This window comes from Actinomyces ruminicola (assembly GCF_900103885.1).
Lineage (GTDB): Bacteria > Actinomycetota > Actinomycetes > Actinomycetales > Actinomycetaceae > Actinomyces > Actinomyces ruminicola.
In genome coordinates, this window is the sequence record NZ_FNIM01000001.1 from 672,185 (window position 1) to 684,578 (window position 12,394).

At 68.8% G+C, this 12,394-nt stretch carries 18 protein-coding genes; 1 reads left to right on the plus strand and 17 read right to left on the minus strand.

From position 1 onward, the window contains the following. The first annotated feature begins 174 nt into the window (after window positions 1-174). The gene (locus tag BLR49_RS02825) at window positions 175-933 is read left to right on the plus strand and encodes an ROK family protein (RefSeq protein ID WP_092532947.1); all 759 of its coding nucleotides are present in this window, start codon (window positions 175-177) and stop codon (window positions 931-933) included. A 79-nt stretch (window positions 934-1,012) separates the two neighbouring features. Here BLR49_RS02825 and rplQ read toward each other — a convergent pair whose 3' ends face one another. From rplQ to rplE, 17 genes are all read right to left on the minus strand, one after another. After that, window positions 1,013-1,774 (minus strand): 50S ribosomal protein L17, sunset domain variant, encoded by a 762-nt coding sequence (rplQ, locus tag BLR49_RS02830; RefSeq protein WP_092532951.1) that lies wholly within the window; start codon window positions 1,772-1,774, stop codon window positions 1,013-1,015. A gap of 30 nt (window positions 1,775-1,804) precedes the next feature. Continuing rightward, complete coding sequence (locus BLR49_RS02835) at window positions 1,805-2,806, minus strand: DNA-directed RNA polymerase subunit alpha (protein ID WP_092532954.1); 1,002 nt, start codon at window positions 2,804-2,806, stop codon at window positions 1,805-1,807. A gap of 153 nt (window positions 2,807-2,959) precedes the next feature. Next, window positions 2,960-3,361 (minus strand): 30S ribosomal protein S11, encoded by a 402-nt coding sequence (gene rpsK, locus BLR49_RS02840; RefSeq protein ID WP_092532957.1) that lies wholly within the window; start codon window positions 3,359-3,361, stop codon window positions 2,960-2,962. A 59-nt stretch (window positions 3,362-3,420) separates the two neighbouring features. Then, window positions 3,421-3,795 carry a 30S ribosomal protein S13 gene (rpsM, locus tag BLR49_RS02845; protein WP_092532960.1) on the minus strand — a complete coding sequence of 125 codons (375 nt, stop codon included), beginning with the start codon at window positions 3,793-3,795 and terminating at the stop codon, window positions 3,421-3,423. Between the two features lie 158 nt (window positions 3,796-3,953). Continuing rightward, complete coding sequence (rpmJ, locus tag BLR49_RS02850; RefSeq protein ID WP_009748913.1) at window positions 3,954-4,067, minus strand: 50S ribosomal protein L36; 114 nt, start codon at window positions 4,065-4,067, stop codon at window positions 3,954-3,956. Between the two features lie 33 nt (window positions 4,068-4,100). After that, window positions 4,101-4,322: a translation initiation factor IF-1 gene (gene infA / locus BLR49_RS02855; protein WP_092532963.1), complete on the minus strand. Its 222-nt coding sequence runs from the start codon at window positions 4,320-4,322 to the stop codon at window positions 4,101-4,103. Between the two features lie 409 nt (window positions 4,323-4,731). Next, window positions 4,732-5,613 (minus strand): type I methionyl aminopeptidase, encoded by an 882-nt coding sequence (gene map, locus BLR49_RS02860; RefSeq protein ID WP_092532966.1) that lies wholly within the window; start codon window positions 5,611-5,613, stop codon window positions 4,732-4,734. A gap of 21 nt (window positions 5,614-5,634) precedes the next feature. Then, complete coding sequence (locus tag BLR49_RS02865; RefSeq protein WP_245690336.1) at window positions 5,635-6,219, minus strand: adenylate kinase; 585 nt, start codon at window positions 6,217-6,219, stop codon at window positions 5,635-5,637. Beyond that, window positions 6,216-7,508: a preprotein translocase subunit SecY gene (gene secY / locus BLR49_RS02870; protein ID WP_092532972.1), complete on the minus strand. Its 1,293-nt coding sequence runs from the start codon at window positions 7,506-7,508 to the stop codon at window positions 6,216-6,218. The genes BLR49_RS02865 and secY overlap by 4 nt, the downstream gene beginning before the upstream one ends. A gap of 1,284 nt (window positions 7,509-8,792) precedes the next feature. Next, on the minus strand, window positions 8,793-9,266 hold the full coding sequence (gene rplO / locus BLR49_RS02875; protein ID WP_092532975.1) for a 50S ribosomal protein L15: 474 nt from the start codon (window positions 9,264-9,266) through the stop codon (window positions 8,793-8,795). A gap of 1 nt (window position 9,267) precedes the next feature. Continuing rightward, a complete protein-coding gene (gene rpmD, locus BLR49_RS02880; RefSeq protein ID WP_092532978.1) occupies window positions 9,268-9,483 on the minus strand; it encodes a 50S ribosomal protein L30 in 216 nt (71 codons plus the stop codon). Further along, complete coding sequence (rpsE, locus tag BLR49_RS02885; protein ID WP_092532980.1) at window positions 9,483-10,190, minus strand: 30S ribosomal protein S5; 708 nt, start codon at window positions 10,188-10,190, stop codon at window positions 9,483-9,485. Before rpsE ends, rpmD begins: the two co-directional genes overlap by 1 nt. Window positions 10,191-10,221: 31 nt before the next feature. Further along, on the minus strand, window positions 10,222-10,596 hold the full coding sequence (gene rplR, locus BLR49_RS02890; protein ID WP_092533447.1) for a 50S ribosomal protein L18: 375 nt from the start codon (window positions 10,594-10,596) through the stop codon (window positions 10,222-10,224). A gap of 2 nt (window positions 10,597-10,598) precedes the next feature. Further along, window positions 10,599-11,138 (minus strand): 50S ribosomal protein L6, encoded by a 540-nt coding sequence (rplF, locus tag BLR49_RS02895; RefSeq protein ID WP_092532983.1) that lies wholly within the window; start codon window positions 11,136-11,138, stop codon window positions 10,599-10,601. 21 nt (window positions 11,139-11,159) lie between these two features. After that, a complete protein-coding gene (gene rpsH / locus BLR49_RS02900) occupies window positions 11,160-11,558 on the minus strand; it encodes a 30S ribosomal protein S8 (RefSeq protein ID WP_092532986.1) in 399 nt (132 codons plus the stop codon). Window positions 11,559-11,616: 58 nt separating this feature from the next. Next, the gene (locus BLR49_RS02905) at window positions 11,617-11,802 is read right to left on the minus strand and encodes a type Z 30S ribosomal protein S14 (protein WP_092532989.1); all 186 of its coding nucleotides are present in this window, start codon (window positions 11,800-11,802) and stop codon (window positions 11,617-11,619) included. A gap of 1 nt (window position 11,803) precedes the next feature. Then, window positions 11,804-12,394, minus strand: coding sequence for a 50S ribosomal protein L5 (rplE, locus tag BLR49_RS02910; RefSeq protein ID WP_092532991.1), 591 nt, complete (start codon window positions 12,392-12,394; stop codon window positions 11,804-11,806).

A 12,394-nucleotide genomic window follows, 5' to 3' on the forward strand; every position in this document is an offset into this window, starting at 1 on the left:
CATCCCAGCCCTCACGCCGACAGCCACCCCTTGGAATCAATCATCTCGGTGGGTCCGGCATCCGCCCGAGCGGTGACGGCACCTGCGCCGTTCCCTCAAAGGCTGGGCCTAGCCCAAGCTCCCCTGGTCGGCGACATACCGCTCCTCGACCGCCCGAGGCGGTAGCGTCGGGGCGTGAGCACTACGACCACCCTCAGCGTCGACTGCGGCGGCGGCGGCATCAAGGCCTCCGTGCTCGACGCCGACGGCGCCATCATCTCCCGCGCCCTGCGCACCCCCACCCCCTACCCGCTGCCGCCCGAGCTGCTGGTGGACACCATCAAGGACCTGGCCGACCAGCTCCCGCCGGCCGACCGGGTGACCGTGGGCATGCCCGGCATGATCCGGCACGGCGTCGTCATCGCCACCCCCCACTACATCACCAGGGACGGCCCCCGCTCCCGCGTCCTGCCCGAGCTGGCGGAGGCCTGGGCGCGCTTCGACATGGGCGGCCGCCTCGAGGCCGTCCTCGGCCGCCCGGTGCTGGTGCTCAACGACGCCGAGGTCGCCGGCGCCGGCGTCGTCACCGGCCACGGCCTGGAGATGATCGTGACCCTGGGCACGGGCCTGGGCAACGCCGTCTTCGACAACGGCGTGCTCGCCCCCCACGTGGAGGTCTCCCAGGGCCCGGTGCGCTGGGGGCTCACCTACGACGACTACATCGGCGAGCACGAGCGGCTGCGCCTGGGCGACGCCCACTGGTCGCGACGGGTGCGGCGCGTGGTCGAGGCGCTGCGCCCCATGTACCTGTGGGACCGCCTCTACCTCGGCGGCGGCAACTCCCGCCGCATCACCGCCCTCCAGCTGGGCAAGATCGGCGACGACGTGGTCGTCGTCCCCAACGAGGCCGGCATGACCGGCGGCGCCCGCTGCTGGGAGATGGCGCGGCCCTGAGACGCTGAGAGGGCCGGTCACCCGCAGGTGACCGGCCCTCCCGTGCGCGTCGTAACGCGTGACCCTTAGCGGGTCCGGCTCACTTCTTGACCTTCTGCGCGGCGGCGCCACCGGCCGGGGCGAAGCCCGCGGCCTCGGCATCCTCGGCGGAGGCGAACCAGACCTCGGCCACCGTGTTGTCGTACCAGCGGGACCCGGGCACGTGGTACTTCATGGAGTCCTCGTTGCCCTTGACCTCGTGGTCGGCGTCGGGAGCCTCGGTGGAGCCCTTCTCCAGGCGCACCGAGCCGGCGTAGACGGGCTTGCCGGAGGCCGCGTCCTCCGCAGCCTCTTCAGCCTCCTCGACGGCGGCCTCCGCGGCCTCGTCGGCGGGGGTCTCCTCGGCCTCGACCTCGGCGGCGGCCTCCTCGACCTCGGCCACGGCCCGCTCAGCCGCGCGCTTGGCGGTCTGCACGGCGTCGTTGACGACCTCCTTCTTGGCGACCGGCTCCAGCACCAGCGAGATCACCGCCATGGGGGCGTTGTCGCCCCGGCGCGGCGCGGTCTTGATGATGCGGGTGTAACCGCCGTCGCGGTCGGCCATCTGTGGGGCGATCTCGTCGAAGAGGCGGTAGACGGCGTACTTGTCCGTCACCTTCTTCATCACGGTGCGGCGGGCGTGGAGGTCGCCGCGCTTGCCCTTGGTGATGAGCTTCTCGACGTAGGGGCGCAGGCGCCGGGCGCGAGCCTCCGTGGTCGTGATCGACTCGTGGACGATGAGCTGCGTGGCCAGGTTGGCCAGCATGTGGCGCTCGTGCTGGGGGGATCCACCCAGCCGGGGACCCTTGGTGGGGCGAGGCATGTTGTCTCCTAGTGGAATGGCGAGCCGGCGTCAGGCCTGCTGCTCGTCGCTGAAGGTGGGGTTGGTGTAGTCGCCCTCCGGGGCGTAGTCGACCGGGGACCCCTTGAGGGACAGCCCGAGTTCGGCCAGCTTGTCCTTGATCTCGGAGATCGACTTGGCACCGAAGTTGCGGATGTCGAGGAGGTCTGCCTCGCTGCGCGCGACGAGCTCGCCGACGGTGTGAATGCCCTCGCGCTTGAGGGCGTTGGAGGAGCGGGCCTGCAGGTCCAGCTCATCGATCATCATCGCCAGGTCCTGCTGGAGTGCCTGGTCCATCGGCGAGGGGCCGACCTCGATGCCCTCGGCCTCAACGTTGAGCTCCCGGGCCAGCCCGAACAGCTCGACCAGCGTCTTGCCGGCGGAGGCGAGCGCGTCGCGCGGGGTCATGGAGGCCTTGGTCTCCACGTCCACCACCAGCCGGTCGAAGTCGGTGCGCTGCTCAACACGGGTGGCCTCCACCGCGTAGGAGACCTTCTTGACCGGCGAGTAGATCGAGTCAACCGGGATCCGGGAGATCTCGGCGTTGGGGTCCTTGTTCTGGTTGGCGGACACGTAGCCGCGGCCGCGCTCGACCGTCAGCTCGATCTCCAGCTTGCCCTTCTCGTTAAGGGTGGCGATGACCAGGTCGGGGTTGTGGATCTCCACGCCCGCCGGCGGGGTGATGTCGCCGGCGACGACGACGCCCGGGCCGGACTTGCGCAGGTACATGACCACTGGCTCGTCGTTCTCCGACGACAGGACGATCTCCTTGATGTTCAGGATGATCTGGGCGACGTCCTCCTTGACCCCGGCGATGGTGCGGAACTCGTGAGGCACGCCCTCGATGCGGACCGAGGTCACGGCCGCGCCCGGGATGGACGACAGCAGCGTGCGCCGCAGGGAGTTTCCGAGCGTGTAGCCGAAGCCGGGCTCGAGGGGCTCCAGGATGAACCGCGAGCGGCGGTCCTCCTCGATGACCTCCTCGGAGAGTGTGGGTCGCTGTGCAATAAGCACTAGGGGTTTCCTTTCGTCGCGGCGCCCGCTATATGACGCCGTTCCTCATGGTATTGGCCGCCGGCACGCGCCGACGGCCGGCCCGCCGCGTCGGGGCGGAGCCAATGGGTGCGGCCCTCCCCGCTCGCGCGGGGTCGGGCGCCGACCGTGTTGTCAGACGCGGCGCCGCTTCGGGGGACGGCAGCCGTTGTGGGCCTGAGGGGTGACGTCCGTGATGGAGCCGACCTCGAGGCCGGCGGCCTGCAGGGAGCGGATCGCGGTCTCGCGGCCGGAGCCGGGTCCCTTGACGAAGACGTCGACCTTTTTCATGCCGTGGTCCTGGGCGCGCCGGGCGGCGGCCTCGGCGGCGAGCTGGGCGGCGTACGGCGTCGACTTGCGCGAGCCCTTGAAGCCGACCTGGCCGGAGGAGGCCCAGGCGATGACGGAGCCGGCGGGGTCCGTCAGGGACACGATGGTGTTGTTGAAGGTGGACTTGATGTAGGCGTGACCGTGGGTAACGTTCTTACGGTCCTTGCGCCGCGGCTTGCGCGCGGTCGAACGAGTCTTGGGGGGCATGCTTCCTTCTTCGGGTGAGGTCTATTGCCCGGGCTTACAGCGCCCGGATGAGCTGGCGATTACTTGGCCTTCTTCTTACCGGCCACGGTGCGCTTGGGCCCCTTGCGGGTGCGGGCGTTCGTCTTGGTGCGCTGGCCGCGGACCGGCAGGTGCCGACGGTGGCGCAGGCCCTGGTAGCAGCCGATCTCGATCTTGCGGCGGATGTCCGCCTGGACCTCACGACGCAGGTCACCCTCAACCTGATAGCTGGAGTCGATGTGGTTGCGCAGCGCAACCAGCTCGGCCTCGGTGAGGTCCTTGACGCGGGTGTCCGGGTTGACCCCGGTGGCCTCGAGGGTCTTGAGGGCGCGGGTGCGTCCGATCCCGTAGATGTAGGTGAGCGCGACCTCGACTCGCTTCTCGCGAGGCAGGTCGACGCCGGAAATGCGTGCCACTGTGTGGTTCTCCTGTGTGCTCCCGGAGGTCGTCACCCATCCCCTCCATCGCCTTCCGATGGCCCCGGCCTCCAGGAACCGGGGGTGGTGGCGCGCTGCGCCACTGGGGTGAGTGCTGTTGTTCTTGCCGCCGACGCAAGGCCGACGGCGCGCGGGTGTCAGCCCTGACGCTGCTTGTGCCGCGGGTTGTCGCAGATGACCATGACACGGCCGTGGCGACGAATCACCTTGCAGTTGTCACAGATCTTCTTGACGCTCGGCTTGACCTTCATGATGTTCCTCCGTCCTCCCGGTGGGGAGGACTGTCACTTGTACCGGTAGACGATGCGGCCCCGGGACAGGTCGTAGGGGCTGAGCTCAACAACCACACGGTCCTCCGGCAGGATGCGGATGTAGTGCTGCCGCATCTTGCCCGAGATGTGTGCGAGCACGATGTGCCCGTTGCTCAGCTCAACCCGGAACATCGCGTTCGGAAGGGCCTCGACGACCGATCCCTCGACCTCGATGACGCCGTCCTTCTTAGCCATGTTCCTCCGTCGGTGCTTTCTCGCTGGATACTCCAGCCGACGACGACGCCGCCGGCCTGGCGCGCTCGACCGGACGCCCTCGCCTTGCCCGGTGCCGCTCAATCGGCGGGCAAAACTGCCGGACGCCGGATCTCAGGCGCGCCGCCCGCCAACGATACGGCAAACCTGCCACGTCTGACCACCGCGGAGGGGCATTATCCAGCGGTGTTTCCCGACACACTGCGCATCTCGGCCCCGGCGCGTCGCCGGTTTCAGCTGCTGAGGGCGGTCCCGACCGATCTCGGCACGTAAGTTCTACCGATCTCGGCACGTAAGTTCTACCGATCTCGGCACGTAAGTTCTACCGATCTCGGCACGTAAGTTCTACCGATCTCGGCGAGATGGTCGACGCCGCCAGGCGGCCGACCAGTCAGCCCGGGGGCCGGGGCGTGAGGCCGTAGGGGGCCAGCCCCTCCACTCCCCCATCGGGGGCGGTCAGCACCCATACGCCGCCGGGCACGAGCGCCACCGTGTGCTCCCACTGGGCGGCGCGGGAGTGGTCCCTGGTGACCACGGTCCAGCCGTCGTCGAGCTCATCCACCTCGGGGCCGCCGGCGGTCAGCATGGGCTCGATGGCGAGCACCATGCCCGGCCGCAGCCGTGGGCCCTTGCGCTTGACCGAGTAGTTGAGCACGTCGGGAGCCATGTGCATGGCGGTGCCGATGCCATGACCGACATACTCCTGCAGGATGCTCAGGTGCACGCCCTCACGGGCGACCGCGGCGGAAACCGTGGCCTCCACCGTGTCGCCGACCGTGTTCAGCCGCCCCGACCGGCCCTCGGCCCGGCCGGCCACGGCGCGGGCCACGGCGGCGATGGCGTCCCACAGGGCCTGCCGGGTGGTGGTGTCCAGCACCCGGTCGGACTCGGTGGCGTAGCTGCCGCCTACCACCGTGGTGAAGGCGGCGTCGCCGTGCCACTGGGTGCCGTCGTCGTCGAGGATGTAGGCGCCGCAGTCGAAGGTGACCAGGTCGCCGGCCTGGAGCACCCGCTCGCCCGGGATGCCGTGGACCACCTCTTCGTTGACGGAGACGCACACGGTGGCCGGATAGCCGTAGTACCCCAGGAAGTTGGAGTGGGCACCGGCGCGGGCGATGGCGTCGGCGGAGACGGCGTCCAGCTCGGCGGTGGTGATGCCGGGTCGTACCGCCTCACGCAGCGCGGCGTGGATATCGGCGACAACCAGCCCGGCCCGGCGCATCAGGCGCACCTGGTCGGGGGTCTTGAACTGGATGCGCTCTCGCGTCAGCATCGCGATCCGCCTCGGAAGGAGTCAGGCGGTCACGCCGCGCGTGGCCAGCGCCGCCATGATGCGGTCGGTGACCTCGTCCAGCGCACCGACTCCGTCTACGCGCACCAGCAGACCGCGCTGCTCGTACAGGGCGGCCAGCGGCTCGGTCTGCTCGGCATACACCTCCAGGCGGCGACGAATCACCGGCTCGGTGTCGTCGGCGCGGCCCTGCTCCGCGGCGCGGCCCAGCAGACGCTTCACCACCACCTCAGCGTCGGCGGTGATCTCCAGGACCACGTCCAGGGCGAGGTCGGCGCGGGCGAGCATGGCGTCGAGTTCGTGCACCTGCGCCTCGGTGCGGGGGTATCCGTCCAGCAGGAAGCCGGCGGAGGCGTCGTCGGCGGCCAGCCGGTCGGCGACCATGGCATTGGTGACCGAGTCGGGCACGTACTCGCCGGCGTCCATGTACTGCTTGGCCTGGCGACCCAGCTCAGTGCCGCCGGCGACGTTCGCGCGGAAGATGTCTCCGGTGGAGATCGCGGGAATGCCCAGGCGCTCGCAGATGCGGGCGGCCTGGGTGCCCTTGCCCGCTCCGGGAGGACCGAGGATGACCATGCGTGCGCTCATGAGAGGAACCCTTCGTAGTGCCGCTGCTGCAGCTGGGAGTTGATTTCCTTGACCGTCTGCAGCCCGACCCCCACCATGATCAGGATGGTCGTGCCGCCGAACGGCAGATTCTGGGACACGCCCAGCCACATGACGGCGAGCGTCGGCAGCAGGGCCAGGATCAGGAGGTACACGGCGCCCGCCGCGGTGACCCGGTTGATGACATAGCTGAGGTAGCGAGCGGTCGACTCTCCGGCGCGGATGCCGGGGATGAACCCGCCGTACCGCTTCATGTTGTCGGCGATCTCCTCGGGGTTGAAGGTGATCGCGGTGTAGAAGAACGTGAAGGCGAACACCAGCAGCGCGTAGGCCACTAGGTAGACCGTGTCGGTCTGCCGCAGGTTGGTGGCGATCCACTGCACCCAGGAGCTGGTGGGCGAGCCGAACTGGGCGACCAGCTGCGGCATGGCCAGCAGGGAGGAGGCGAAGATGACCGGGATGACGCCGGCGGTGTTGATCTTGATGGGGATGTAGGTGGTGGAGCCGCCGTACTGGCGCCGCCCCACCATGCGCTTGGCGTACTGGACCGGGATGCGGCGGGTGGCCTGCTCTACGAACACCACGGCGAGCGTCGCCACCAGGATCACGGCGATCACCGCCAGGAAGCGGGACACGCCCCCGGAACCGCCCAGGACGGAGAACAGGTTCTGCGGCATGCGGGCCACGATCGAGGTGAAGATCAGCAGCGACATGCCGTTGCCGATGCCGCGCTCGGTGATGAGCTCGCCCAGCCACATGATCAGGCCGGTGCCGGCGGTCATGGTGACGATCATCAGGGCCAGGTTCAGGGGCGAGTCGTTCGGAATGACGTCCACCGAGCAACCGGTGAACAGGTTGCCGTTTGCCGCTGTGGCCACGATGGTGGCGGACTGCAGCACGCCCAGGCCGATGGTCAGATAGCGGGTGTACTCGGTGAGCTTGGCGGTGCCCGCCTGCCCCTCCTTGTACAGCTCCTCGAAGCGGGGGATCACCACGCGCAACAGCTGAATAATGATGGAGGCGGTGATGTAGGGCATGATGCCCAGCGCGAATACGCTCAGCTGCAGCAGGGCACCGCCGGAGAAGACGTTGATCAGGCCGAGCAGGCCCTCGTCCTGGCTCTCCCCCACACAGATCTGGACGTTGGCCAGGTCCACGCCCGGGGTCGGCAGCACCGAACCGAACCGGAACAGCGCCATGATGCCCAGGGTGAACAGGAGCTTTCTCCTCAGATCCGGCGTCTTGAACGCCTGGACGAACGCACTGAACACTCGGTGTCTCCTGTGGGCGGCTGGTGATGAATGTGGGATAAGGCGGGCGCCGACGCGGCTCGTGCGCCGACTACCGAGGCTGCCCGGGGAAGCACGTACCGCACCTTCCCGGGCATATTCCCTGGGCTACCCTACCCCGCTCGGCCGGTGGCGCCAGCCGCCGGGGCGCCAAGCCGGCGGGGTATCGGTCACGCACCCCGCACGAATGGCCCCCGGCTTCCACCCCGAGACCGCATCAGCCCCCGGCTAACCCAGCCCCAGAGGATGTGCGAGCCCAGGTGCGATTCGGCTTTCAAGCCAGGCTCCGTCAGTCCGTGGCGGAGCGCACCGCTACACTCCGCCCACCTCCCCCTCCCGGGCACGGCTCTGCGAGCATCACCGGCAAGCCCGCGAGCTGCAGCATCCACCACCCCTTGAGGACGCCCACGAGCCCGCCAGGGCGGCGGCTCGCCTCGAGGAGGTCCCTGCGTCGACGCGTGTCGTCTGATGGCGTCTGGGACTACTGAGTCTCGTGCATTCTGGGGCCTCGGAGGTCGTGAGACTCTGGCGCTGGCACTACGGGGGTGCCTGCTGAGGAGACGCCGCAGTCGGCCGGGACCAGTCGGCCCGGACCAGGGGGCGTGGTTGTGCGAGGAGTGACAACCAGGGCATGCGACGGGCAACATCCGACCCCTCGGGTCTTGGGACGTGCCGATCGGACCCCCTTTCTCCATTCGGACCCCCATTCTCCACTTGGACCGCGCGTGTCCACTCGGACCGCCTCAGAGCGCGTCTTGGACGGTCCAAACGGCGGCAGACGGTCCAAACGGCGGCAGGCGGTCCAACTAGCGGCAGACGGTCCAACCGTGCGCGGACGCCGAGAGCGCCCGTTCAATGCGGGGCCGCCGGCGTCGCGAGGGTGGCGCGAGGTCCTGGCGATAATGGATGCACCGGCACCCCCGCACCCTTCAGACCCACAAGTCCCAAGAACTCATGAGACTCGAATTGCCCCAGCACCGTGGAGACAACACAGCTGTCCAGACCCGCGCGCTCGAGGGCGTGAGCTGGCGCTCAAGGTGGATCCCGCGCACCCGATGGCAAGCCGGAATGCGTGAGGCGCGCGCGCAAAGTTGGGCGCCATCGCCCGACACCGGTCCACCCGGCAGTACCGACCGAGGCCAACCATGACGACGGCTCCGGCCGGGCAGGGCCACTACCCTGCCCGGCCGGAGCCGTTGCATTGACCGTGCACACCCTCCCGGCGGTTGCGGAGATAACCCCGAGACCACCGCGGCGCGGACGTGCTCAGCGGCCGATGATCGTGCCGCCCGCGGCCTCGACCTTCTCCTTGGCGGAGTTGGACCAGGCGTCGACGGTGAGGTCGAGCTTGACCGAGACCTCGCCGCCGCCCAGGACCTTGACCAGGTGGCCCTTGCGCACCGCGCCCTTGGCAACCAGGTCCTCGACCGTAACGGCACCACCGGCCGGGAACAGCTCGGCGATGCGGCCGACGTTCACGGGCTGGTACTCGACCCGGTTCGGGTTGCGGAAGCCGCGCAGCTTGGGCAGACGCATGTGCAGCGGCATCTGGCCACCCTCGAAGCCGGGGCGGACCTGGTAACGGGCCTTGGTGCCCTTGGTACCGCGGCCGGCGGTCTTGCCCTTGGAGGCCTCACCACGGCCGACGCGGGTCTTGGCCTTCTTGGCGCCCGGGGCGGGCCGGAGGTCGTGCAGGCGAATGATCTGGCCGGCCTCCTCGTGCTTCTTCGTGTCAGCCATCTCAGGCCTCCTCAACGGTGACGAGGTGCGCCACCTTGGCGATCATGCCGCGCACGGACGGGTTGTCCTCGCGGACCACGGACTGGCGGATCCGGCGCAGGCCGAGGGCCTTCAGGGTCTCGCGCTGACGGCGCGTGCCCCCGATACCGGAGCGAACCTGGGTCACCTTGATCTGCCCCGCGTCCTGCTGTGTCTTGTCGGTAGCGGCGTCAGCCATCACGCACCCACTCCTTCAGCGGCCTTCTCGGCCTCCTTCTTCTCGGCCTCGGCGCGCTTGGCGGCCTCACCCTCGGCGCGGGCGCGCAGCAGCGACTGCGGCGCGACCTCCTCCAGGGGCAGGCCACGGCGGACCGCGACCGACTCGGGCTGCTCGAGCTGCTTGAGCGCGGCCACCGTCGCGTGGACGATGTTGATCGCGTTCGAGGAGCCGAGCGACTTCGACAGAATGTCGTGCACGCCCGCGCACTCGAGGACGGCGCGCACCGGGCCGCCGGCAATAACACCGGTACCGGGTGAGGCCGGGCGCAGCAGCACCACGCCGGCGGCGTCCTCGCCCTGCACCAGGTGCGGGATGGTGCGGCGGATCATCGGGACGTGGAAGAACTCCTTCTTCGCCGCCTCGACGGCCTTGGCAATGGCGGCGGGAACTTCCTTCGCCTTGCCGTAGCCGACGCCGACAGTGCCCTCACCGTCACCAACCACGACCAGCGCGGTGAAGGTGAAGCGGCGGCCGCCCTTGACGACCTTGGACACGCGGTTGATGGTGACGACGCGCTCGATGTACTTGTCGTCGTTGCCCCGACCGCCGTTGCGGTCGCGGCGGTCAGTGTTGCGGTCACGGCGGCCGCGGCTCTCGCCGCGGTCGCTCTCGCGCCGGGCCGAGCCGTCGGACGACGCGGACCTGTCTCGCTGCGGTGCAGCCATCAGAAACTCCTTAGCTTTCTCGTCGTCTGGCTCAGAACTCCAGGCCGCCCTCGCGGGCGCCCTCGGCTACGGCCGCGACGCGACCGTGGTACTTGTGGCCGCCGCGGTCGAACACGACCTTGTCAATGCCCAGCGCCTTGGCGCGCTCGGCAACCAGCTCGCCGACGCGGCGGGCCGCGCCGACCTTGTGGCCCTCAACGCCCTGAAGCGCGGCCTCATGGGTGGAGGCGGAGCAGAGCGTGTGCCCGATGGTGTCGTCGATAACCTGCGCCACCATGTGACGGTTGGAGCGGCTGACGACCAGCCGGGGGCGCTCGGCCGTACCGGACACGTGCTTGCGCACGCGCTGGTGGCGGATCTTGCGGGCGACGCTCTTGGTCTTGTCCCTCTTGATCGCGTAAGCCATGGTCACTTACCAGCCTTTCCGACCTTGCGGCGCACGTTCTCGCCGGCGTAGCGCACGCCCTTGCCCTTGTAGGGCTCCGGCGGGCGGATCTTGCGAATGTTCGCGGCGACCTCGCCGACCTGCTCCTTGGAGATGCCCGAGACGATCACCTTGGAGGGACCGTCCACCTTCAGCTCGATGCCCTCGGGGGCGTCGACGACGACGGTGTGGGAGAAGCCGAGCGACAGCTCGATGCTGCTGCCCTTCTGCATGGCCCGGTAACCGGTGCCGACGATCTCCAGCTGCTTGGAGTAGCCATCGGTGACGCCGACAACCATGTTGTGGATCAGCGTCCGGGAGAGGCCGTGCAGCGAGCGCGAGCGGCGCTCGTCGTCGGGACGGGACACCAGAATGGAGCCGTCCTCCTGGCGGGCGACCGTCAGCGGCTGGGCGATGGTGCGGGTCAGGGTGCCCTTGGGGCCCTTGACCGTCACTTCGTTTCCTTCAATGGTGACGTCCACTCCGGCGGGGACCGGAACGGGAAGGCGTCCAATACGAGACATGGTTCTCCTCCGCTCCTTCTCTCACCAGACGTAGGCGAGCACTTCGCCGCCTACGCCCCGGGACTCCGCCTGCCGGTCGGTCAGGAGGCCGGAGGAGGTGGACAGGATGGCCACCCCCAGGCCGCCGAGGACCTTGGGCAGGTTCGTGGACTTCGCGTACACGCGCAGACCGGGCTTGGAGACGCGCTTGAGGCCCTGGATGGCACGCTGCCGGTTGGCACCGTACTTCAGGTTCAGGGTGAGCGTCTTGCCGACCTGTGCGTCGGTGACCTCGTAGCCGTCGATGTAGCCCTCGGACTGCAGCATCTTGGCGATGTTCACCTTGAGCTTGCTGGAGGGCATGGAGACGGTCTCGTGGTATGCGTTGTTTGCGTTACGCAGACGAGTCAGCATGTCTGCGATCGGGTCTGTCATTGTCATTAGTGGGCCTGCGCCCTTCCTCGTCGCGGTTTCCTCCTCGGACCTGCGACGTAAGTTCTTACCAGCTGGACTTGCTCACGCCGGGGAGCTGGCCGCTCAGGGCCATCTCGCGCAGGCAGATGCGGCACAGGCCGAACTTGCGGTACACCGAGCGCGGCCGGCCGCAGCGCTGGCAGCGCGTGTAGGCCCGGACGCCGAACTTGGGCTTGCGGTTCGCCTTCGCGATCAGAGAGGTCTTTGCCATGTCACTTCTCCTTGAAGGGGAAGCCGAGCTGCTTGAGCAGCGAGCGGGCCTCCTCATCGGTCTTGGCCGTGGTTACAACGGTGATGTCCATGCCGCGCACGCGGTCGATGGCGTCGGGGTCGATCTCGTGGAACACCGACTGCTCGGTGAGACCGAAGGTGTAGTTGCCGTTGCCGTCGAACTGCTTGGGGCTGAGCCCGCGGAAGTCGCGGATACGCGGCAGCGAGATCGAGATGAGCCGGTCGAGGAACTCCCACATGCGGTCACCGCGCAGCGTGGCGTGGGCACCGATGGGCTGGCCCGCGCGCAGCTTGAACTGAGCAATCGACTTGCGGGCCCGAGTGATCTGCGGCTTCTGGCCGGTGATCGCCGCGAGGTCGCGGACGGCGCCCTCGATCAGCTTGGAGTCGTGGGCGGCCTCACCCACTCCCATGTTGACGACGACCTTGACGACGCGCCCGACCTCCATGACGTTGGAGTGGTTGAACTCCTCCTGGAGGGCGGGGCGCACCTCCTCGTTGTACTTGGCCTTCAGCCGGGGGGCAACGGCGACCCCGGTGGTGGCGGCTGTGTTCTCAGCGTTCTCAGCCAT